General features: G+C 62.0%; 20 protein-coding genes. 8 read left to right on the top strand and 12 right to left on the bottom strand.

The window, feature by feature from the left end:
* Positions 1-41 precede the first annotated feature (41 nt).
* Complete coding sequence (locus BLU76_RS12695) at positions 42-323, bottom strand: GNAT family N-acetyltransferase (RefSeq protein ID WP_003199362.1); 282 nt, start codon at positions 321-323, stop codon at positions 42-44.
* Positions 324-958: 635 nt separating this feature from the next.
* Here BLU76_RS12695 and oprI point away from each other — a divergent pair.
* Positions 959-1,210: an outer membrane lipoprotei OprI gene (oprI, locus tag BLU76_RS12690; protein WP_003183784.1), complete on the top strand. Its 252-nt coding sequence runs from the start codon at positions 959-961 to the stop codon at positions 1,208-1,210.
* Positions 1,211-1,351: 141 nt separating this feature from the next.
* On the opposite strand, the gene BLU76_RS12685 is transcribed toward oprI, so the two are convergent.
* The 3 genes from BLU76_RS12685 to BLU76_RS12675 all read right to left on the bottom strand — a co-directional run bounded on the left by BLU76_RS12685 (position 1,352) and on the right by BLU76_RS12675 (position 3,445).
* The gene (locus BLU76_RS12685) at positions 1,352-2,323 is read right to left on the bottom strand and encodes a L,D-transpeptidase family protein (protein ID WP_063322321.1); all 972 of its coding nucleotides are present in this window, start codon (positions 2,321-2,323) and stop codon (positions 1,352-1,354) included.
* Positions 2,324-2,489: 166 nt separating this feature from the next.
* Positions 2,490-2,783, bottom strand: coding sequence for a hypothetical protein (locus BLU76_RS12680; RefSeq protein WP_003199347.1), 294 nt, complete (start codon positions 2,781-2,783; stop codon positions 2,490-2,492).
* 56 nt (positions 2,784-2,839) lie between these two features.
* Complete coding sequence (locus BLU76_RS12675) at positions 2,840-3,445, bottom strand: arylesterase (protein WP_063322322.1); 606 nt, start codon at positions 3,443-3,445, stop codon at positions 2,840-2,842.
* A 10-nt stretch (positions 3,446-3,455) separates the two neighbouring features.
* Here BLU76_RS12675 and BLU76_RS12670 point away from each other — a divergent pair, with 10 nt between their 5' ends.
* Genes BLU76_RS12670 through greB form a run of 3 tightly spaced genes read left to right on the top strand, consistent with a single transcriptional unit; the run spans position 3,456 to position 7,175 of the window.
* Complete coding sequence (locus tag BLU76_RS12670) at positions 3,456-4,139, top strand: ABC transporter ATP-binding protein (protein WP_063322323.1); 684 nt, start codon at positions 3,456-3,458, stop codon at positions 4,137-4,139.
* Positions 4,139-6,643, top strand: coding sequence for an ABC transporter permease (locus tag BLU76_RS12665; protein WP_092222941.1), 2,505 nt, complete (start codon positions 4,139-4,141; stop codon positions 6,641-6,643). Before BLU76_RS12670 ends, BLU76_RS12665 begins: the two co-directional genes overlap by 1 nt.
* A gap of 34 nt (positions 6,644-6,677) precedes the next feature.
* Positions 6,678-7,175 carry a transcription elongation factor GreB gene (gene greB / locus BLU76_RS12660; protein WP_092144836.1) on the top strand — a complete coding sequence of 166 codons (498 nt, stop codon included), beginning with the start codon at positions 6,678-6,680 and terminating at the stop codon, positions 7,173-7,175.
* Between the two features lie 8 nt (positions 7,176-7,183).
* Here the strand turns inward: greB and BLU76_RS12655 are convergent, their stop codons facing one another.
* The 3 genes from BLU76_RS12655 to BLU76_RS12645 form a co-directional block, all read right to left on the bottom strand.
* Entirely contained in the window at positions 7,184-7,492 is a 309-nt protein-coding gene (locus tag BLU76_RS12655; RefSeq protein ID WP_063322325.1) for a hypothetical protein, read from the bottom strand.
* Positions 7,493-7,740: 248 nt separating this feature from the next.
* Positions 7,741-8,175 carry a DoxX family protein gene (locus BLU76_RS12650; RefSeq protein ID WP_092222939.1) on the bottom strand — a complete coding sequence of 145 codons (435 nt, stop codon included), beginning with the start codon at positions 8,173-8,175 and terminating at the stop codon, positions 7,741-7,743.
* A gap of 100 nt (positions 8,176-8,275) precedes the next feature.
* Positions 8,276-9,697 carry an MltF family protein gene (locus BLU76_RS12645; protein ID WP_063322327.1) on the bottom strand — a complete coding sequence of 474 codons (1,422 nt, stop codon included), beginning with the start codon at positions 9,695-9,697 and terminating at the stop codon, positions 8,276-8,278.
* Positions 9,698-9,933: 236 nt separating this feature from the next.
* On the opposite strand from BLU76_RS12645, the gene BLU76_RS12640 reads away from it, so the two are divergent.
* The 3 genes from BLU76_RS12640 to BLU76_RS12630 all read left to right on the top strand — a co-directional run bounded on the left by BLU76_RS12640 (position 9,934) and on the right by BLU76_RS12630 (position 13,055).
* Complete coding sequence (locus BLU76_RS12640) at positions 9,934-10,740, top strand: TatD family hydrolase (protein ID WP_092222937.1); 807 nt, start codon at positions 9,934-9,936, stop codon at positions 10,738-10,740.
* 232 nt (positions 10,741-10,972) lie between these two features.
* Complete coding sequence (locus BLU76_RS12635; RefSeq protein ID WP_092144846.1) at positions 10,973-12,454, top strand: methyl-accepting chemotaxis protein; 1,482 nt, start codon at positions 10,973-10,975, stop codon at positions 12,452-12,454.
* 226 nt (positions 12,455-12,680) lie between these two features.
* On the top strand, positions 12,681-13,055 hold the full coding sequence (locus BLU76_RS12630; RefSeq protein WP_003199324.1) for a terminase: 375 nt from the start codon (positions 12,681-12,683) through the stop codon (positions 13,053-13,055).
* A 27-nt stretch (positions 13,056-13,082) separates the two neighbouring features.
* Here BLU76_RS12630 and BLU76_RS12625 read toward each other — a convergent pair whose 3' ends face one another.
* The 3 genes from BLU76_RS12625 to BLU76_RS12615 form a co-directional block, all read right to left on the bottom strand.
* A complete protein-coding gene (locus BLU76_RS12625) occupies positions 13,083-13,880 on the bottom strand; it encodes an acyl-CoA thioesterase (protein WP_092222935.1) in 798 nt (265 codons plus the stop codon).
* A 348-nt stretch (positions 13,881-14,228) separates the two neighbouring features.
* Complete coding sequence (locus BLU76_RS12620) at positions 14,229-14,990, bottom strand: CHAD domain-containing protein (RefSeq protein ID WP_092222933.1); 762 nt, start codon at positions 14,988-14,990, stop codon at positions 14,229-14,231.
* A 105-nt stretch (positions 14,991-15,095) separates the two neighbouring features.
* Complete coding sequence (locus BLU76_RS12615; protein ID WP_057448452.1) at positions 15,096-15,386, bottom strand: hypothetical protein; 291 nt, start codon at positions 15,384-15,386, stop codon at positions 15,096-15,098.
* A gap of 207 nt (positions 15,387-15,593) precedes the next feature.
* Here BLU76_RS12615 and BLU76_RS12610 point away from each other — a divergent pair, with 207 nt between their 5' ends.
* Positions 15,594-16,631, top strand: a complete 1,038-nt coding sequence (locus BLU76_RS12610; protein ID WP_072340538.1) for a patatin-like phospholipase family protein — start codon at positions 15,594-15,596, stop codon at positions 16,629-16,631.
* Positions 16,632-16,816: 185 nt separating this feature from the next.
* Here BLU76_RS12610 and BLU76_RS12605 read toward each other — a convergent pair whose 3' ends face one another.
* Together BLU76_RS12605 and BLU76_RS12600 are read right to left on the bottom strand one after the other, a co-directional pair.
* Positions 16,817-17,515: a response regulator gene (locus BLU76_RS12605; RefSeq protein ID WP_092222932.1), complete on the bottom strand. Its 699-nt coding sequence runs from the start codon at positions 17,513-17,515 to the stop codon at positions 16,817-16,819.
* 64 nt (positions 17,516-17,579) lie between these two features.
* A complete protein-coding gene (locus tag BLU76_RS12600) occupies positions 17,580-20,231 on the bottom strand; it encodes a sensor histidine kinase (protein WP_092222930.1) in 2,652 nt (883 codons plus the stop codon).
* Positions 20,232-20,316: the final 85 nt, after the last annotated feature.

The following is a 20,316-nucleotide window of genomic DNA, read 5'->3' as shown; positions in this document are numbered from 1 at the left end:
GTGCTCTTCAGCCCGGCGTTTTTTATAGGGAATCCTTTTTCTCAGAGTTTCGCCGCGTGCCGCTGGTGACGCTCCATGTAGCGCTCCACGTAGGAGCAAGATGGGATCACCGTGTAGCCCATTTCTTCGGCGTACTGCAGCGCACTTTCGGTCAACGCCGCCGCGATGCCCCGGCCGCGCAAGGCGTTGGGCACGAAGGTGCGATAGATATCCAGGGTCTGCTTGCCCAGGTCCATATAGGTCAGATAAGCACGATGACCGTCCACGTTGGTCTCGAACTGATGACCAGCCTGGTCATGGTGGATGGTAACCGCCTCGCTCATCACTACTCCTCGCGGGTCTGAATGCCGACCCCTACCTTACCGATGTTTTTCCGGCGAAGGAACATCTACGCCACCCCGTGCCTTCCTGGTCACCGAGCGCCAAAATCGATCCGCTCAAACCCGAGCACGTCGTGAATAGTAGGCACCAATGACGCAAATGCTCAAGGCACGCCTGTCATCGAAGGGGTAAACCTCGTCGGGTTTATCGATTGAGCGCCATCGTCGCGCTGTAGTCGGTCACGGTGCAATAGCTGAACATCGCCAGTTGTTGAGTCTTGAGACGAGCGCGCGTAGTTAAAGTCACCGCCAATACCAATAAAGATGCCTGGGGCATTGCACAAAAAATGTACAAAAGTGTAGGTGAATCAATAAACAACGACGTTAGCGAGGGCTGCTAGAGTTCTCCGCCGCCACGGAACTTTTTTTCGTCGACGTGCTCCAGCCAAGGGCTTTGGGCTGTATATTTTTTAAACACCCCTTAGAAAAGTTGCTCGAAAAAGAATCACCGCCTACAATTTTTTTGCTTCTTGCGCTACGTCAGTTTACTTACTACAAGTAATGGGTAGTATGTACGCCGGCTAACTCCTCAGTCTGGGGAGACAGTCACTAATAGAATGTCCTTGAAGGGGAACACGATGAACAACGTTCTGAAATTCTCTGCTCTGGCCCTGGCCGCAGTTCTGGCTACCGGTTGCAGCAGCGCATCGAAAGAAACCGAAGCACGTCTGACTGCTACCGAAGACGCAGCAGCTCGCTCCCAGGCTCGTGCAGACGAAGCTTACCGTAAAGCTGATGAAGCTCTGGCTGCTGCTCAAAAAGCACAACAGACTGCTGACGAAGCTAACGAGCGTGCTCTGCGCATGCTGGAAAAAGCTAGCCGCAAGTAATAGTCCCCCGGGATTGTTATCGAGCCGACCCATTTTTGGGTCGGCTTTTTTTTTGGATTCGAGAGCGGCTGCCCGGTGTTTTCCCAAGCAATAAAAAACCCGCCGACATCGCGAAACGTCGGCGGGTTGTTGTCGAGTCCTTTATTGCTGCAAGTCGATCGGCGCGCTCGTGACCATCGGTGCCGAGGTATTCGGAACAGCGATTTCCACCGGCATGCCATCTTCGGCCGCCACCACGTCCCGCACCACGTCCCAGTTCATGCGCAAGTTGCTGGTGATGTCTTCACGCTTGAGCATCGCGTTGATCACTGAGGTGTGCTTGTCCACCACCGACGGGTTGCCCTTGTCGTCCAGCGGTGTGTGAGCCTCCAAGTACACCTTGCCACCGCTCAACCCCAGCTTGTAGGGGTCGTTGATGATCCGCACCGATGTGCCCACCGGCACCATGCCGGCCATTTCCAGCACGTTATTGTTGAACATCCGGAAGCAGCCGTGGCTGGTGCGCATGCCGATGCCGAACTTCTTGTTCGAACCATGGATCAGGTAGCCCGGGGTGCCCAGGGTGAACTTGAAGGGCCCCAGCGGGTTATCAGGGCCGGCGGGCACGACGTTCGGCAGCGGGTCGCCGTCGGCGGCGTGTTCGGCCTTGATCGATGCCGGCGGGGTCCAGGTCGGGTTCGGCGTCTTGGCAATGATGCTGGTGTGGGCGATCGGCGATCCCCAGCCCTCACGCCCGATCCCCAGCGGAAAGGTGTAGACCACGTTCCGCCCCTTGGGGAAATAGTAGAGACGGTACTCGGCAAGGTTGATCACGATGCCTTCGCGCGGGCCCGGCGGCAGGATGAAACGGGTCGGCAGCACGATCTCGGTGCCTGCGCCCGGCAACCAGGGATCGACCCCCGGGTTGGCGGCGACCATCTCGCTGTAGCCCAGGTCATAGGTGGTGCCCAGGTCGGCGAAGGTGTCTTCGTATTTGGCCTTGATAACCTGCACCTGGCCAACGATGTCTTCACCCGGTGGTGGCAGAGGCAGCTCCAGGGCGGCAACGTGGCCCGCCATACACAGGGCGGCAAGAGACAGGCAGCGGGCGACGGCAGGCAAGCGCGGCAACATCCGGGAAATCCTTCGCAGATCGAACAAGGGGTGATGAAAACGGCGATTGTACACTGCCACCTGTTATTTCGGGGAGAGCGGCAATCAAGCGTCCGATGCACAGCATTTTGTTCGGCATCCACCCCGCGCCCTGTGGGAGCCGCGGGTCATGGCACGCGCGAAGAGATTACAACTCGAACCGCAGCTCCGGCCAGATCGGCGATGTGCCGCGCTTCTGGGATTCCAGGATCGCCCGGCACAACGAGCACAGGCGATGATCCTGGAAAATCTTGCGATCGACGCTCGACCAGCGCGGTTGGGCCGGCAGCAGGCTGCCGCAGAGAGTCCGATCGGCCGAGCCACCGAGTTCCAACTGCCGGGTCACCAGGTGCACCCGCACTTCCTGGCAGGCGAACAGATCCAGCTGCTCGTCAGGCTCGATCAGTTGGTAGGCAAACAGGGACCAGGCGGGACGCGGCATCGGGGGCTCCAAATCGGGGGCGCCACATTAGCCGAAAGCCCGCCGGTAGAAAAGCGTCAAAGCAGCGGTTTCAGTGTCGGCCATACATTTTCCAGCAACTTGCCCTGGGCCGCGACGGACGGGTGCAATCCGTCGCCTTGCATCATGGTCGGGATGCCACCGACGTCCTTGAGAAAAAACGGCACCAGGGGGACTTTTTTCTCCTCGGCCAGGGTGCTGTAGACCCGGGCAAAGGCTTCGGTGTAGCGCCGTCCGTAATTGGGTGGCAGTTGCATACCCAGCAAAAGCACCTGGGCACCGCTGGCGCGAGCGCTGTCGATCATCGCTGCAAGGTTTTGTTGCAATTGTGTTGGCGGTTGACCGCGCAAGCCATCGTTGCCGCCCAGCTCCAGGATCACCAGGTCCGGCTTATGGGCTGCAAGCAGCGCCGGCAGCCGCGCCTGGCCTCCGGCGCTGGTGTCGCCACTGATGGAGGCATTGACCACTTTATCGTCAAAACCCTCGGCCTTGAGCCGTTGTTCGAGCAACGACACCCACCCTTGCCGGGTATCCAGGCCGAAAGCCGCGCTGATACTATCGCCAACGATCAGGACTGTACCCGCCGCTGCGTTCTGGGCCATGCACATCAAGGCCAGGCCGGCACTCAAAAACCACACACGCATCGGATTCTCCATGGGCTCAAGCATTCTCACCGCGACGGACCTTAGCAAAGTGGTCTCCAGCGCGGAAGGTGAACTGACCATCCTGCACGAACTCAGCCTGGAACTGAACAAAGGCGATAGCCTGGCCATCGTCGGCGCGTCCGGTTCCGGCAAATCCACCCTCCTGGGCCTGCTGGCCGGCCTCGACCTGCCCAGCAGCGGCGAGGTGACGCTCGCCGGCCGGGCCCTCAGCACACTGGATGAAGACCAGCGTGCGCGGATCCGCGCCGAGCACGTCGGTTTCGTCTTCCAGTCGTTCCAGTTGCTCGACAGCCTCAATGCACTGGAAAACGTCATGCTGCCGCTGGAACTGGACGGGCGCAAGGATGCCCGCGAACGCGCCACGCAACTGTTGCAGCGCGTCGGCCTGGGCCAGCGCCTGACTCACTCGCCGCGCCAGCTCTCCGGCGGCGAACAGCAACGCGTGGCGATTGCCCGCGCCTTTGCCGCCGAACCCGACGTGCTGTTTGCCGACGAACCCACCGGCAACCTCGACAGCCACACCGGCGAGCGCATCAGCGACCTGCTGTTCGAATTGAACAAGGAACGCGGCACGACCCTGGTGCTGGTGACCCATGATGAACGCCTGGCCCATCGCTGCCGGCGCCTGATCCGACTTGAAGCCGGCGAGATGGTCGCCCCTCTGGAGCCTTGATGGCACGCTTGCCGCTGTTGCGCCTGTTCAGTCTCGCTGTCCGTCAATTGCTTCGCGATGCCCGCGCCGGTGAGTTGCGGGTGTTGTTCTTCGCCCTGCTGGTGGCGGTGGCGGCCAGTACCGCCATCGGTTACTTCGGTGCCCGCCTCAACGGCGCGATGATGATGCGCGCCACCGAGTTCCTCGGTGCCGACCTGCTGCTCGAAGGCAGTTCCCCCGCCCGCCCGGAGCAGATCCGCAACGGCACCGACCTGGGGCTGGAACACGCCCGGGTCGTGGAGTTCTCCAGTGTCGTGGCCACCGACAATGGCATCCAGCTGTCCAGCGTCAAGGCGGCCGATGACAGCTACCCATTGCGCGGCGAACTGAAAAGCAGCCCCGCCCCGTTCGCGCCGGAAGAAACCGGTGGACGCCCGAACCCTGGCGAGGCCTGGGTCGAAGCACGGTTGCTGACGGCACTGGACCTGAAGCTCGGCGACAGCATCGACGTTGGCAACCAAACCCTGCGGTTGGCCCGAGTGCTGACCTATGAACCGGATCGCGCCGGCAATTTCTACAGCCTCACCCCGCGAGTGCTGATCAACCTCAAGGACCTGGAGGCCACCGGCGTGGTCCAGCCGGGCAGCCGTGTCAGCTATCGCGACCTGTGGCGCGGCCCGGCATCGGCGCTGCAAACCTACCGCGACCTGGTCAAGCCTGGCCTTGAAGCCAACCAGCGCCTGCAGGATGCCCGCGACGGCAACCGGCAGATCGGTGGTGCCCTGGGCAAGGCCGAGCGCTACCTGAACATGGCCAGCCTGGTGGCCGTATTGCTGTCCGGAGTCGCCGTCGCGCTCTCGGCCAACCGCTTTGCCACCCGACGTTTCGATGCCAGTGCACTGCTGCGTTGCCTGGGCCTGTCACGCCGGGAAACCATGGTGCTGTTCAGCCTGCAATTGACGGTGCTGGGCCTGCTCGCCAGTATCAGTGGCGCCCTGCTCGGCTGGATCGCCCAACTGGGCCTGTTCGCCCTGCTGCACGACCTGCTGCCCACCACCGTTCCGCCGGGCGGCCTGCTGCCAGCAGTCGCCGGGATCGGCACTGGGCTGGTAGCCCTGGCGGGGTTCGCCCTGCCGCCATTGGCTGCACTGGGCCGGGTACCACCGTTGCGGGTGCTGCGCCGGGATATGCTGCCGATCCCCTCCAGCTCCTGGGTGATCTACGGTGCCGCGCTGGGTGCCCTGGGCCTGATCATGTGGCGCCTGAGCCTGGACCTGGTCCTCACCTTCGCACTGCTGGGCGGTGGCGTCGTTGCCGCCCTGGTGCTCGGCGGCTTGTTGTTGCTGCTGCTCCAGAGCCTGCGTCGCCTGCTGGCCCGCGCTTCCCTGCCCTGGCGGCTGGGCCTCGGCCAATTGCTGCGCCATCCCTTGGCCGCCGCCGGTCAGGCCTTGGCGTTCGGCCTGATCCTGTTGTCCATGGCGTTGATCGCGTTGTTGCGCGGTGAATTGCTGGACACCTGGCAAAACCAGTTGCCGAAAAACGCGCCGAACTATTTCGCCCTGAATATCCTGCCCAACGACAAACAGGCCTTCACCGACAAACTGCTGGAATTGTCCGCACAATCTGCCCCACTCTACCCCGTGGTCCCTGGTCGCCTCATCAGCATCAATGGCGAGCCGGCCACGGAGTTCGTCACCAAGGACTCGGCGGGTGACCGGGCGCTGCAACGTGACCTGAGCCTGACCTGGGCTGCCGAGCTGCCGGCGGGCAACGTTGTCACCGCAGGGACCTGGTGGCCGCAGCAGCCACCGGACGATATCCCGGGGGTTTCGGTGGAAGGCAAAGTGGCCGAGAACCTCAAGATCAAGCTGGGCGACCGCCTGGTATTCAGCGTGGGCGGCGTCAATCGTGAAGCGAAGGTCACCAGCCTGAGGGAGATCAACTGGGACAATTTCCAGCCCAACTTCTTCATGATCTTCCAGCCCGGCACATTGAAGGATCTGCCAGCGACTTATCTCACCAGTTTCTACCTGGCATCGGGCCACGACCAACAGATCGTCGACCTGTCCCGGGCCTTTCCGGCGGTGACGATCCTGCAAGTCGAGGCCCTGCTCGAGCAACTGCGCAGCATCCTGGCCCAAGTGACCCTGGCGGTGGAGTATGTGTTGCTGTTCGTGCTGGCAGCGGGGATGGCGGTGCTGTTTTCCGGCCTGCAGGCGACCCTCGACGAGCGCATACGCCAAGGCGCGCTATTGCGCGCACTGGGCGCCGAACGGCCCCTGCTGGTCAAGGCCCGGCGCATCGAGTTCGGCCTGCTGGGCGCGGTCAGTGGCCTGCTCGCGGCCCTGGGGTCGGAGCTGGTGAGCCTGGTGCTTTACCGGTACGCCTTCGACCTGCCCTGGCATCCGCATCCTTGGCTGTTGGTATTGCCGCTGCTGGGGGCCTTGTTGATCGGTGCGGCCGGTGTATTCGGCACCCGTCGAGCGCTCAATGCCAGCCCGCTGACAGTATTGCGCGAGGGTTGATAGACTCCCGGTTTCGCTATTACAAGAAGTTGCCATGAGCCGTTATCGCCCACCCCGCACTGCCGGCACCGCGCTGATCACCCCCGAGGGTGAAGCGCGGATGCGCGCTGAATTCCATGAGCTGTGGCATGTGCGCCGTCCACAGGTGACCCAGGCGGTCAGCGAGGCGGCGGCCCAGGGTGATCGTTCGGAAAACGCCGAATACACCTATGGCAAGAAAATGCTACGGGAAATCGACAGTCGCGTGCGCTTCCTCACCAAGCGCCTTGAAGCGCTCAAAGTGGTCAGTGAAAAACCCAGCGATCCGAACAAGGTGTATTTCGGCGCCTGGGTGACGGTCGAAGATGAGGACGGCAAGGAATCACGCTATCGCATCGTCGGCCCGGACGAACTGGACCTGAAACAGAACCTGATCAGTATCGACTCACCGTTGGCACGAGCCCTGATCGGCAAGGCCCTGGATGCCGAGGTCAGCGTCCAGACGCCTACCGGCGAAAAACGGGTCTACATCGTGGACATCTCGTATCCGTAATCCTCGCCTCAGCGGCGCGTGATCAATCCCTGCCGGGCGACACGGGTCAACTGCCGGATCATTTGAGGAGCGTCCGCCGCACTGGGGGACTGGATGACGGCCAGGTCGAAACTGTCATTGGCGAACCGCGCCAGTGACTCGCCGTCTTCGACAAACTGGATCAGGAAAGCTGCGGGCCCATGGTTACGACGCGGCCAGCCGTCGAGATAGCGCAAGAGCGTTGGCTGGTGAGTGCCGCCCAGGAGAATTTTCGGGTTGCGTTGCACAAGGTTCGCCGTGATCGGCGCAAGACGTACTAGGGGGCTGGGTGCGTTCATCGTGTCGTGTCTCTGCCTCAAAAGTCTGCATGGCAGGTGAGAGGCAACACCGAACCAGCGCTTTAGCGGTATTTCGAAGCCTTGTCTTCGGCTTCTATCGGCGACTGGGTTGAGTCACCTGGCGCCCCGCAAGTAGCTGTTTAAATCGGCGCATGAGCGGCATCCTAGAGAAGCTGACCGGCCAGTGTCAAGAATCACTTCCCATGAAAAGGCCCGTACAAGACGGGCCTCGAATTCAAATCGTGCAATCAACCCGCAATGGCGCGATCGACCGACAGCTTGCCCGCGCCTTCGATCAGCACGGCAATACTGCCCGCCAGCAACGCCAAGGCAAACTCATAACCGTTGTTGGCCATGAACAAGCCGTTACCGATGTGCACGGCGAAAATCGCCACCAGCGACAGGAAGGCCAGGCCCAGTGCAGCAGGACGCGCCAGCAGGCCGATGATCAGCGCCAGCCCGGCAAAAAACTCGGTACCGCCTGCCAGTGTCGCCATCACGTAGCCCGGGGTCAGGCCGATGCTTTCCATCCACTGCGCCGTGCCTGCAAGGCCGTAGCCACCGAACAGACCGAAGAGTTTCTGCGAGCCGTGGGCAGCGAATATGACACCAACGGCGATGCGCAGGACAGTCAGGCCGTAGCCAGCGCGGGTAGACAAGACTTTATTGATCAACGAGCTCATGCGGGTTCATCCCTAGGTGTGTGGTTGTTGGTCGCCATATTAATCAAATAAACTTGTACAAAAAGCGCAAAAAATACGAGATACAAATCGAATTTATCGATTATTTTCGCTGGGCGACCTTTTGATCTCCAGGTTCCAGCGACTCTCGTTCACGATCAAACGCCAAGTAGTACTTATTGACACTATTAACGTAGCTGACGGCGCCCATTCCCACCTGCTCCATGGCAATGCGTTCGACCTGGAAAAACCACTGGTTGGGGTTCAGTCCACGCCGTCGGGCCTCGGCTCGCATACCTTGGACGCGCTCGGGGCCCATGTTGTAAGCGGCCAGGACGAAGGCCATGCGTTCGCGCTCGTTGAGCTTGGGGCTGGCAAAGAACTTGCGGCGGATGAGGGCCAGGTACTTGGCGCCAGCCTGCACATTGGCGTCCAGGTTCTGGATGTTATCGACGCCGACCCGCTGAGCCGCCGAGGGGGTGATCTGCATCAGGCCGGTGGGGCCTGTGCCGCTGCGGGCGTTAGGTTGCAGGGCTGATTCCTTGAAGGCCAGGGCCGCCAGGTTGAGCCAGTCCATGCCTTGGGCATCGGCATGTTTTTGCAGCACCGGGCGCAGTTTTTCCAGACGCTGGCGATCAGCCCGGGCCAGCGGATAGTGGACCTGGTACAAACGCCGGTAGATACGCAGGAATGCCGCGTCCTCGTTGGCGGGCACCTTGTAGGTCGCCAGGAAGCGGTCGATGCTCGCCCGCAGCATGGCGGCGTCACGGCGAACGAACCAATACTCGTCACTCGGCTCGCCGATCAGCACCTGCCGGTCGAAGCGCAACTTGGGCAGGATCTTGCTCCAGCGCTCGGCGATGGGCTGCTCGACGATGGTCAAATGGAAAATCCCACCCTGGACCATTTCCAGGACATCCTCTACAGCCAAGGTGGGATCGACCCATTCGACCTTCACCGGCGGCAGTTTGAGCAGCGCCAGTTTCTGGTTGATCTGGCTCACCGAGTCTCCCGCAGCGCTGCCGTTGGGCAGGGCCAGGGTCTTGCCGGAAAGTTGCTCCACACGGGTGTAGCGCTTCTCGCCCTTGATACCCACCAGCAGCAACGGCACGTCGGTACGAATCGGATCGCTGGCGCTGACCGCATGGCCGGCCTGCAGTTCGAGCAACTCACCCGGTGCTACCAGATCGCCCTCCCCGCGCTGTAAAGCGCCGAGCAGTTGGTCCTTGGCCATGGGGATGATCTTGAGGGTGATTTCCTGGCCATCCCGCGCGTGGCCGTTGAGGTATTGCTCGAAGGCTCGCAACCGATGGTATTCGACGCCAATGGGTTGGCCCTGGACTTCACCGGAGCTGTTGCGGCTCTGATTGACCAAAACCTTCAACACACGGCTGCTGCGGATTTGCGCCAGGTCGCGCACCGTGCCCGGCGCCACCGCCTGCACCGGCCCGGGCAGCCGCGCCTCGGCCGGCATTGGCAACAACAGCGAACAACACAACAGTAGCAATACCTGGGGACGTGTCATTCACTCTCCGGAAGGAATACTGCGGACCGCCTCCCTTGAAAAACGAGGCTGAGTCGACAGAAACAGAGCGCCTGGGGCGCTGAAAAAGTGCGGAAGACTGGCACAGTGATGGCATTTCTACCAACCCGATGTGTCTCGCGGCCTTAACAGACAGCCTCAACTCGTTGTAGTTCTTGGCTTTTCTTATAAATCTACAGCTCTGATATGCTTTCCAGCCTTTGGGCCGAGGTAGCACCATGCAACTCATCGATATCGGCGTCAACCTGACCAACCCCAGTTTCGCCGACAAACATCAGGCAGTGCTCGAGCGCGCCTATGAATCCGGGGTCTGCCAACTGGTCTTGACCGGCACCAGTATCGAGGGCAGCGAACAGGCTCTGGAGCTGTGCCAACGCCTCGACGAAACGGGCGAGCGGCTGTTTTCCACCGCCGGCATTCATCCCCACAGCGCCAGCGACTGGACCGCCGACAGCGCCCGGCACCTCAAGGATCTGCTGATGCACAGCCGCGTGCGCGCGGTGGGCGAATGCGGGCTGGATTTCAACCGAGACTTCTCCCCCCGACCACAACAGGAAAAGGTCCTGGAAGAACACCTCGCCTTGGCGGTCCAATTGCAATTGCCGGTGTTCCTGCATGAACGCGATGCCGATCAGCGCTTGCTGGACATCCTCCGGGATTTTCGCGATCAGTTGCCAGCAGCCGTGGTGCATTGCTTTACCGGTGAAAAGAAGGCGTTGTTCAGCTATCTCGACCTGGACCTGCACATCGGCATCACTGGCTGGATCTGTGACGAACGCCGGGGCACGCACCTGCACCCGTTGGTGCGCGAAATTCCCCGCGGTCGACTGATGCTCGAAAGCGACGCGCCGTACCTGCTGCCCCGCACGCTGCGGCCCAAACCCAAGAATGGCCGCAACGAACCGGCCTACCTGACGGAGGTCCTGCGTGAAGTAGCCTTGCACCGGGGCGAAACCCAGGAAGACCTGGCAGCCCACAGCACCGCCTGCGCCCGGGCGTTCTTTGGGTTACCCACGATCTCGTGAATCCTGCAAATCCTTGCTCGCGATAGTGGCGCACCAACCTGCACATTGGCTGACTGACACACCGCTATCGCGAGCAAGCTCGCTCCCACCAGAGGACTTCGTTGTCTGTTGGCCCACATCAAAACCCAGGGACTTCGTTGCCTGTTGACCCACATCAAAATCCCGTCACCTGAGTAGCGGCAGAATAATGGCACCTTGCCAATGCTGTTTCCGCTATCAGAGAAGACCTTCCATGGGTGCCTGGCTTAGCAATATCTCGCTGAAATACAAATTCTGGGCGGTCAATGCGGTCGCCTTTGTCACCACCTTGCTGCTGGTGCTCTACGCGGTGCACCTCGAACAGCAGGCGCGTAACCACGCGGCCCAGGCGAACGCCCAGGCCCAGGCGCACCTGCTGGATGCCTGGCCTGCCGGAACGCCCTTGCCCAAGGTCGACTATCTCCTGGCATTCCCGCGCGACCAGGTCCCCGTTCTCAACGAACAACCGTTGCCTTCGCTGGCCCAGGCCAAGGGCTGGGTCGAACTCGATACCGGGCTGCTGTTTGGCGACGACCCGCTGCTGGGCGCCCAAGTGATCCATCGAGGTGAAAGCCAACGACTCGCCGTGTTGGCCCAAGGTGTGAGCCTGAGCCAAGTGTTCAGTGAACGCTTCAGTCAATACGCCGCGGCCGTGTTCGTGTTGATGCTGGCGATGCTCGGCGCTTCGCAGTTGTTGATCCGTTTTTTGCTCAGCCAGCTCAACACACTCAAAGACGTGATGCTGCACGTGGAAAAAACCGGCGACCTGTCCGCCCGCGTGCCCCTGGCCTGCGAGGACGAAGTGGGCCAGATGGCGGCGGCGTTCAACGCCATGCAGGCCGGTTATCAACGGGTGGTCGACACCGTTGCCAGCACCGCCCGGCAGTTGGACAGTGGTGCCGCGCGCCTGGCGTCGAGCATGAACGATGTTCGCCACGGCATGCTCGGCCAGCAAAGCGAAACCGATCAGGCAGCCACGGCGATCAACGAAATGTCCGCCACGGTTTATCACATCGCCCAGCATGCCGGCGCCACCCGCGACCTGTCGAAAACCGCCGACACCCTGGCCGGCAACGGTCACGACGTGGTCGCCCGGGTGCAACAGTCGATCACCGGGTTGTCTTCGGGTGTGCAGCAGACCGCCGAAATGATCCAGCGCCTGGCTGAAGACAGCCAGAAGATCAATGGCGTGGTCAGTGTGATCCACAGCATCGCCGAACAAACCAATCTGCTGGCCCTGAACGCGGCCATCGAAGCGGCGCGGGCCGGAGAAATGGGCCGAGGCTTTGCCGTGGTGGCCGACGAGGTGCGCAACCTGGCCAAGCGGGTACAGACCTCCACGGATGAAATCACCACCATGGTTTCGGCCCTGCAGGCCGGGACCCGAGACGCGGTGGACTTCATGCAGGAGAGCTCGCTCAAGGCTGACGATTGCGTGCAACAGGCCCGCGAGGCCGGCGATGCGTTGGCACAGATCACCGCTGCGGTGGCGCAAATGCGCGAGAGCAACACCCAGATCGCTGTCGCGGCCGAACAGCAAAGCCATGTCGCCGAGGAAATGAACCGGGCGGTGGTGAGTATTCGCGACGTGACCGAGAACACCGTGCGCCAAACCGTCGACTCAGCCACCACCAGCCATGAACTGGCGACGTTGGCGGGCGAGTTGAGCAAGGCGATCGGGCAGCTCAAGCTTTGAAAACGCCTTCGCGAGCAAGCTCGCTCCCACACGAGCCTGCCGGGTTCACAGCATTTGTGCCCGACTCGATCCAGTGTGTGCGAGCTTGCTCGCGAAGCGGCCAGAACAGTCAACCCAAATACAGCTTTTGAGACGCTATCGCCCCGATAACCAACCTCGATTCGCCGGCGCCCTGGGCGGCACCTATTCTTCAAGCATAAGTGCACACGAATCGAGGAACAGCATCATGGGCAAACGTCACCCCAATCTTCCGGCCTGGCAATGGCGCGCCTACCCAGACAATCATCGACACCCCACCAACCTGGTGTTGCACCTGATTGCCGTGCCGCTGTTCATCATCGCGTTTCTGCTGATTGTGTCGGGGGTGTTCAGCTTGAGCCTGGGCGATATCGCCATCGGCATCATCGGTCTGCTCGCGGCACTCGGCTTGCAACGTCACGGACACAGCCTGGAGGCCCAGGCCTCCGAACCGTTCAGCGATCGCAAGGATGCCGTGTCACGCCTGCTGGTGGAACAGTTCCTGACTTTTCCACGGTTCTTTCTCAGCGGTGGCTGGTGGCGCGCCTGGCGGGAACGCCACCGTCACAACCGCAAGCCTTGACCGAAGCAAGTCTTGATCGGAGCAGCCTTAGCCAAAGATCGTGACCGTCTGCCGGCTCAGGGCGATCAAGCGGCCATCGGCGCTCCAGAACTTCGCGGCGACATGGCCGTAGCCGTCCTGGGCATGTTCGATCTCGGCCAGGTACTTGCACCAGTCCAGTGTCGTGAGCTCCAGCAGCGGCTGGACGAACTCGATGGTCCACGTGAGCGTGCTGCCTGGGGCCATTTGCGAAAGGTGCGGCAACAAGGCTGGCGGCCAGGCATCCACCAAGGCCAGGATATGGCTTTCGTTCAGCGGCTCCTCCTGCACATCACCGCGCAAGCGCACCCAGCCGCCCATGCTCCGGGACTTGTTGCCGCTGAATGGCAAGCCGCCAACGCTCCAGCGCATCGCCAGGTGACGCATGAATTCCGGCGTAGCGCCTTTGACATAAGGCAGTTCCTGGCATTGCTCCACGCTTTTGAATTCTGGCGCGGGATCGGCCTGCACCGCCACCACGGATGAGCGCGATGCGCCGAAACTGCCTTGCACCACGGTCACCACCTGGCCGTTCTGCACCGAGCGCCCCAGCACCTGGCTCACTGCCTTGCCTTCACGCAATACGTCGACTTCGAAACTGACAGGCACATCGGGTTCGACCGGGCCGACAAAGGTGATCGCCAGCGAGCGCACCGGGCGATCCGCAGGCACTTGGGCACGCATCGCCTCATATTGCAGCGCCGCCACCAACCCGCCAAAACTGGCCCGCCCCTGGCCCCATTCAGGCGCAATGCTCACCGCACCTGGCTGCCGGCGCACGGCATCGATCAAATCGGAAAAGCGCATGACGACCTCGAAAACAGGGAAAAGGATGAAGGGATCTTAACCAGCCCGGGCTGGCGGCACAGGGCTCATTCCGGCCAAAGAGACTGACAGAAAAGCCGAGGATCTTGAATTTCCCCTGTGGGAGCGTAATGGTGTTCACTTAAGGCAATCAACAAACCCGTGGCAAGGGAGCTTGCTCCCGCTGGGCTGCGAAGCGGCCCCTGAATCTGCCAAATGCGCAGCATCAGACACACCGCACCCGCCGGTTTACGACTGCTTCGCAGCCGAGCGGGAGCAAGCTCCCTCGCCACAGGTGCATCATTTTCTTAAGTGAACAGCATTACCGCTGGGAGCGGGGATGTGCTGGGTTCAGGATTTTTCGAAGCAACTGGCAATCAGCTTGTCGAGCACCTTGTCGGACTTGGCCTCGGCCTTTTCCATCGCTGCGTGCCAGGTGGGCACACAAGCGTGCAGATCGGTTTCTTCCTTGGCCCTGGCCAGCCACTGCCAGCAATCGTGCCAGTCACCCAGCGCGGCCTGGGCGGATTTGAGCCGGGGCATGGCCGCTTCGGGCAGGCGGTCGAGTTCAGGGTAGGCTTCGATGGCGTAGCGCACGCGCTTGATCAGCAGGCGCAATCGATGGCGGTCATGGGCCGGATCGCGCAGGGCTTCGCCGAGTTTCTTCCACTGTTTTTCCAAGCGCTTTTCGATGCGTTTGCGCAAACCCTTCAGCAACCCCTCGCGCTGGGAGGCACGAATGAAGCGCGGGAAGGCATCGAGGATCATCAGCAACTGCGCCAGTTCAACACTCGCGGCCACGGCGGGGTAAGCCTCGGCCATTTGCACCTGGCGTCGCCGCGCCGCCTCGGCCTGGCCATGCTGCTCCAGGTAGGCGGCCAACACTTCCCGGTCGCGCAATGGCGTGGTCAGGCTGCCGACCGCCGAAGCAGCCGTTTCCAGCTGTTCGACGCCGGGCAAACCACGCAATGGACGAAGCAGGCTGCGCAAACGGCGTACCGTGGTCCGCAAGTCATGCAGCGCTTCGCTGTCGGTATGGGCATTCAAGCGGGCCTGACAGGCCAACAGGCGGACTTCCAGGCCCAGTATCCGGGCCACCAGCCGATCGATCATGGGGCGTACTCCGTACGCAGCTCCAAGCATCGAGCTGCAAGCTTCAAGAGAGGAGCGGTGTGCGCCCTTCACTTGTAGCTTGCAGCTCATGGCTTGTCGCTGCCGTTATCGTCCTGCGCGGGACTCACGAATGTAGAAACGCGCCTTCTCGGCTTTCTTGGCGCAGCCTTCGAACGCTTCGAATTGCTGCTGGGTCTTGGCGCCCGTCAGCAGGGACAGGGCCTTGGAGTAGCTGACGGTGCCGGCAAAACCTTCGGCCTTGGCCAGGTCCAGTTCACGCCAGGCGCTGTCGAGCTGGCTGCCACAACTGTCGCGGTAAGCGGTTTTGCCTGCGCAACCGGCCAGGGCCAAAACCATCAAAGAAGCCACCAAGGGCAGGCGGATCCGAGCTTTCATCAATAACACCTCAAGTCAGGTCAACAGTCGTGCTATTAAGACGGTGGCAACGGCGAAAAGTGCCTTGCTTGACCGCGTAAATTCAAGTGTGGCCGAGCATACGCAAATGCCGTCACGGCGTGTCAAAAAACGACGCGTGCGCCACAACGATTGAGCCAAGTCGTCGATGGGTGCATTGTTGAAATCTGTTCGACAAGAGGCCGGGTCATGACAAAACGTGTCGCATTGGTATTGGGTTCGGGTGGCGCCCGGGGCTATGCCCATATCGGGGTGATCGAAGAAATCGAACGACGTGGCTACGAGATTGCCTGCATCGCCGGTTGTTCCATGGGCGCGGTCGTGGGTGGGATCTATGCGGCGGGCAAGCTTGAGGAGTATCGCAACTGGATTGAAAGCCTGGATTATCTGGACGTCCTGCGCCTGGTAGACGTCAGTTTTCGCCTGGGGGCGATCCGTGGCGAAAAGGTCTTCGGGCAGATCCGCAAGATCGTCGGCGAAATCAACATTGAACAATTGCGTATCCCCTACACCGCCGTCGCGACCGACCTGACCAACCAGCAGGAAATCTGGTTCCAGGAAGGTTGCCTGCATCAGGCAATGCGCGCCTCGGCGGCGATTCCCAGCCTGTTCACGCCCGTGATGCAAGGCAACCGCATGTTGGTGGATGGCGGCCTGCTCAACCCATTGCCGATCGTGCCGGTGGTATCGAGCCACTGCGACCTGATCATCGCGGTCAACCTCAACGCCACCAACCAGAAACAATATCGGTTACCGGTGATCCCGCGCCCCGCCGCGTTCCGGCGGCGCTTCGACACCCTGGTCAGCTCCCTGGGATCGCGCCTGCCGTTTCGCCGCAAGCAGGCCGAGCAGCTGTTGCTGCTGGAGCAGGAAGCCTTGAAGGCCGAAGCCGCTGACATCAACCCGTGGATCGACTCGGCCGAGCCCGAAGGCCAACAACCGGCCGCCGCGCCAGAGAACGAAGGCGCACCGAAATCCGCCACCGGTTCGTTCATCATCGACAACGTCGGCCCGGCCTCGTTGCTGGACTTGATCAACCAGAGCTTCGAAGTGATGCAGACCTCGCTGGCCCAGTACAAGATCGCCGGTTACCCGCCGGACGTGCTGATCAACGTGCCTAAACGGGTGTGCCGGTTCTTTGAGTTCTACAAGGCACCGGAGTTGATCGCACTGGGGCGGGAGATTGCCAGCGATACTTTGGATCGGTATGAGAGTGACCAGAACTGAATGTGATCGAACAGCCTCCTGTGGCGAGGGGATTTATCCCCGCTGGACTGCGAAGCAGCCCTAAAACCTGAAAACTCGGTGTGTCAGGAAAAAATCATGTCTGAAACTTTTTGGGGCAGCTTCGCAGCCCAGCGGGGATAAATCCCCTCGCCACAACAGTAATGCTTTGGCTTGAAACTTTTTGGCTAAACAGCACCCTCCCCCAACAACCGATACCCCACCCCCGCCTCGGTCACAATGAACCGCGGTCGGGTCGGGTCGTCGGCCAGTTTCTGACGCAGGTGGCCGACCACGATCCGCAGGTAGTGACTGTCTTCGGTGTGGGTCGGGCCCCAGATGTCCTTGAGCAGTTGCTGCTGGGTAATGACCCGCCCCGGGTGCCGCGCCAGTTGCGCCAGCACGGCGTACTCCTTGCGAGTCAGGGACACTTCGCTGCCGTCCAGCAGCACGCGTCGATACGCCAGGTCCACCGTCAGCGGGCCGAACTTCAGCGCGGCTTCCTGCGGCTCGCCAGCCGGGGCCTGGCGCAACAAGGCGCGGATGCGGGCGAGAAATTCCTGGATGCCGAACGGCTTGGTCACGTAATCGTTGGCACCATTGTCCAACGCCTCGACCTTCTGCGCTTCGCTGGCCCGCACCGAGAGCACCAGCACCGGCACCGTCGACCATTGGCGAAACTCGCGCAACACTTGCTGGCCGTCGATGTCCGGCAGGCCCAGGTCGAGTATCAGCAGATCGGGCTTGTTCAACGCCGCTAGGGCAAGCCCTTCAGCGCCGGTGCCGGCTTCCAGCACCTTGTAACCTTGGGAACTCAGGCTGATGCGCAGGAATTTGCGGATCTGCGGTTCGTCATCGATGACCAAAAGGGTCGCGGTCTGGCTCATGGCGCTCGTTCGTTGCAATCAGGTGAAAAGGCAAGCAGGTAGGACGAGAGTAACCCAGCGCCGCTCAAGCTTCATCGTCCATGCCCGGTTGTGCCTGTAAGGGCAGGTGCAACGTGATGCAGGTGCCGAGCCCGTCGAGGCCATCGGCCACGCTGATTCGCCCGCCATGGGCACCGACCATGCCCTGGCAGATGGCCAATCCCAACCCCGTGCCCTGCCCGCCCCGATCGCCGCGCGCGGCGGTATAGAACATGTCGAAGATGTTCTCTCGCTCTTGCTCAGGGATCCCGGGCCCCTCGTCAGCCACCGCAAAAAACACTTCGCTGTCGGTCACGCCGGCGCTCAGCAGCAGTCGCCCGTGAACGGGTGAGAATCGCGCAGCGTTCTCCAGCACGTTTACCAGGGCCTGTTCGATCAACGCCGCATGGACATACAGCAAGGGCAATTCAGCGGGCACCTCGACACTGAGCGCCAGCGGTGCCAACACCGCCCGCAGGCGGTTCAGCGCGCTGCCGACGATATCGGCTGGCGACACCCAGTCTCGCGCCAGCTTCAGAGCGCCGTGGCCAAGACGGGTCATGTCCAGCAGGTTCTGGATGTAGCGATCCAGCCGCTCGGCCTCATCGCGGGTGCCTTCGAGCAGTTCACGGCGATCGGCCAGAGGGATCGCCTCCCCCAGCGCCAACAGGCTGTCGATGCTGCCGCGCATGGACGTCAGCGGCGTGCGCAAGTCATGGGACACCGAAGCCAGCAAGGCGCTGCGCAGTTGCTCGGTTTCACCGTGCAGGCGCGCCGCTTCCAGGTCCTGGGCCAGTTGCGCCCGGGCCAACGCCTGGGCCAATGGTTGACTGAGCGCCGCCAGTAAACGCCGACGCTGGCCGCTCAGCGGCTTGCCTTCGTTCGGGCACACCCCCAGCAGCCCCAGCGGCCCGCCTTCCGCCGACAGCGGCCACCACCACCAGCGTCCGGAGGGCAACGTCCCGGTGCCGGCACCGGCGGGCTGGTCATGCTGCCAAGCCCAATCGGCCGCCGCACGTTCGGCCTCGGTGAATGTCAACGGCTCGCCCGTCTCGACCTTCCAATCTCGCTGGCCGTCGCGATTGAGCAGGCAAAGCTGCAAGTCGTGCAGGCCGTTAAGGTGTTGCGCGGCGGCGCTGATCACCGCCTGGCGGTCGGTGGCGGCAGTGAGTTTGCGCGACAGGTCGAGCAGTTCGCCGGTTTCCTGCTGGGTGTCGCGCAAGGCTTGCAATTGTCGGCGCTGACGGGCCGCCAGATTGCCGGTCAGGGCCGCCATCAGCAGGAAAAAAACCAGGGTCAGCACGTCTTCTTCGCGCTGGATGGTGAAGGAAAAATTCGGCGGGATGAACAGGAAGTCATAGGCCAGGAACGACAGCGCCGCGCAGGCCAGCGCCGGACCGAGGCTGCTGCGTACCGCCACCAGCAACACTGCCATGAGGAAAACCAGGGAGATATTGGGCAGCGCCAGCCACCCTGAAATACCCCAGGCCAACGCGCTGGCCGCCACGGTCGCCATCAACGCCAGCGCATAGTCGAACCCAGTCTGGACGGCGTTCGAACGCACGCGGGCGGGACGGGGCTGTTCATCGCTGTCCAGCACGTTGATTTCCAGTCCCCGGGCATCGCGCAGCAAGCGTGAAGCCAAGCCACCGCCGAACAACCGTCGCCGCAAACGCGGCCGGGACTGGCCCACCAACAGTAGCGTGGCGCGACGTTCGGTGGCGTGCTGGATCAAGGTCTTGGCGACTTCGCCGGCCCGCAACAGCACCACTTCGCCGCCGAGACGTTCAGCCAACTGCTGGGCATTTTGCAGATACTGTCGCGATGACTCGTCGTGCGCGACGCCACTGTCTACGTGGACCAGGCTCCACGGCAGATGCCGGCGCTGGGCGACGCGGCTGGCGTGGCGCACCAGACGCTCGGCCTGCACGTCGGCGCCTACCCCCACCAGCAAGCGTCCGCGCACCGCCGGCGCGGCCTGGCCCAGTTGCCGATAACCCTGGGCCAAATCGTTGTCCACCTGGGCGGCGGCGGTCTGCATGGCCAGCTCACGCAACGCGGTCAGGTTGGTCTGGGTGAAAAACGCATCGATCGCCGCTCGCGCCTGCTCCGGCACATAGACCTTGCCATCACGCAGGCGCTCCAGCAGCTCGCGCGATGGCAGGTCGATCAACAGCAGTTCATCGGCTTCCTGCAAGACCCAGTCCGGCAGCGTCTCGCGCACCTGCACTCCGGTGATGCCGCGCACCTGGTCGTTGAGGCTTTCCAGGTGCTGGACATTGACGGTGGTGTAGACATCGATGCCGGCGGCGAGCAGTTCCTGGATGTCTTGCCAGCGTTTGGCATGACGACTGCCGGGGGCGTTGCTGTGGGCCAGTTCGTCCACCAGCACCAGGGCCGGGCGGGCCGCGAGCAGGCCGTCGAGATCCATTTCTTCGAGCATGACGCCGCGATATTCCGAACGCACCAACGGTTGCTGCACCAGACCGCCGAGCAGTGCTTCGGTTTCGGCACGACCGTGGGTTTCCACCACGCCGGCGACGACTTTCACGCCTTGACGCAGTTGGGTGTGGGCCGCTTGCAGCATGGCGTAGGTCTTGCCGACACCGGGCGCCGCGCCCAGGAAGACCTTGAGCCGGCCACGATCGTTACGGGGCAGATTGGCTAACAGTGCGTCGGCGCGGCCGGAGTCGCTCATGCTGGGGATTCTCTTGTTTCGAATAGGTTCAGCCATCCTGTGGGAGCGAGCTCGCTCGCGATAGCGGAAGGTCAGCCAACATTGA

The sequence above is a fragment of the Pseudomonas sp. NFACC08-1 genome, from assembly GCF_900106735.1.
Lineage (GTDB): Bacteria > Pseudomonadota > Gammaproteobacteria > Pseudomonadales > Pseudomonadaceae > Aquipseudomonas > Aquipseudomonas fluorescens_Q.
This window is presented reverse-complemented; position numbering and strand designations above follow the sequence as displayed.

Coding starts and splice junctions, on each gene's coding strand:
- BLU76_RS12610 (WP_072340538.1), top strand. CDS start 15,594: ATGACAAAACGTGTCGCATTGGTATTGGGTTCGGGTGGCGCCCGGGGC.
- greB (WP_092144836.1), top strand. CDS start 6,678: ATGAGCCGTTATCGCCCACCCCGCACTGCCGGCACCGCGCTGATCACC.
- BLU76_RS12615 (WP_057448452.1), bottom strand. CDS start 15,386: ATGAAAGCTCGGATCCGCCTGCCCTTGGTGGCTTCTTTGATGGTTTTG.
- BLU76_RS12645 (WP_063322327.1), bottom strand. CDS start 9,697: ATGACACGTCCCCAGGTATTGCTACTGTTGTGTTGTTCGCTGTTGTTG.
- BLU76_RS12665 (WP_092222941.1), top strand. CDS start 4,139: ATGGCACGCTTGCCGCTGTTGCGCCTGTTCAGTCTCGCTGTCCGTCAA.
- BLU76_RS12600 (WP_092222930.1), bottom strand. CDS start 20,231: ATGAGCGACTCCGGCCGCGCCGACGCACTGTTAGCCAATCTGCCCCGT.
- BLU76_RS12680 (WP_003199347.1), bottom strand. CDS start 2,783: ATGCCGCGTCCCGCCTGGTCCCTGTTTGCCTACCAACTGATCGAGCCT.
- BLU76_RS12640 (WP_092222937.1), top strand. CDS start 9,934: ATGCAACTCATCGATATCGGCGTCAACCTGACCAACCCCAGTTTCGCC.
- BLU76_RS12625 (WP_092222935.1), bottom strand. CDS start 13,880: ATGCGCTTTTCCGATTTGATCGATGCCGTGCGCCGGCAGCCAGGTGCG.
- BLU76_RS12655 (WP_063322325.1), bottom strand. CDS start 7,492: ATGAACGCACCCAGCCCCCTAGTACGTCTTGCGCCGATCACGGCGAAC.
- BLU76_RS12635 (WP_092144846.1), top strand. CDS start 10,973: ATGGGTGCCTGGCTTAGCAATATCTCGCTGAAATACAAATTCTGGGCG.
- BLU76_RS12685 (WP_063322321.1), bottom strand. CDS start 2,323: ATGTTGCCGCGCTTGCCTGCCGTCGCCCGCTGCCTGTCTCTTGCCGCC.
- BLU76_RS12605 (WP_092222932.1), bottom strand. CDS start 17,515: ATGAGCCAGACCGCGACCCTTTTGGTCATCGATGACGAACCGCAGATC.
- oprI (WP_003183784.1), top strand. CDS start 959: ATGAACAACGTTCTGAAATTCTCTGCTCTGGCCCTGGCCGCAGTTCTG.
- BLU76_RS12670 (WP_063322323.1), top strand. CDS start 3,456: ATGGGCTCAAGCATTCTCACCGCGACGGACCTTAGCAAAGTGGTCTCC.
- BLU76_RS12630 (WP_003199324.1), top strand. CDS start 12,681: ATGGGCAAACGTCACCCCAATCTTCCGGCCTGGCAATGGCGCGCCTAC.
- BLU76_RS12695 (WP_003199362.1), bottom strand. CDS start 323: ATGAGCGAGGCGGTTACCATCCACCATGACCAGGCTGGTCATCAGTTC.
- BLU76_RS12675 (WP_063322322.1), bottom strand. CDS start 3,445: ATGCGTGTGTGGTTTTTGAGTGCCGGCCTGGCCTTGATGTGCATGGCC.
- BLU76_RS12650 (WP_092222939.1), bottom strand. CDS start 8,175: ATGAGCTCGTTGATCAATAAAGTCTTGTCTACCCGCGCTGGCTACGGC.
- BLU76_RS12620 (WP_092222933.1), bottom strand. CDS start 14,990: ATGATCGATCGGCTGGTGGCCCGGATACTGGGCCTGGAAGTCCGCCTG.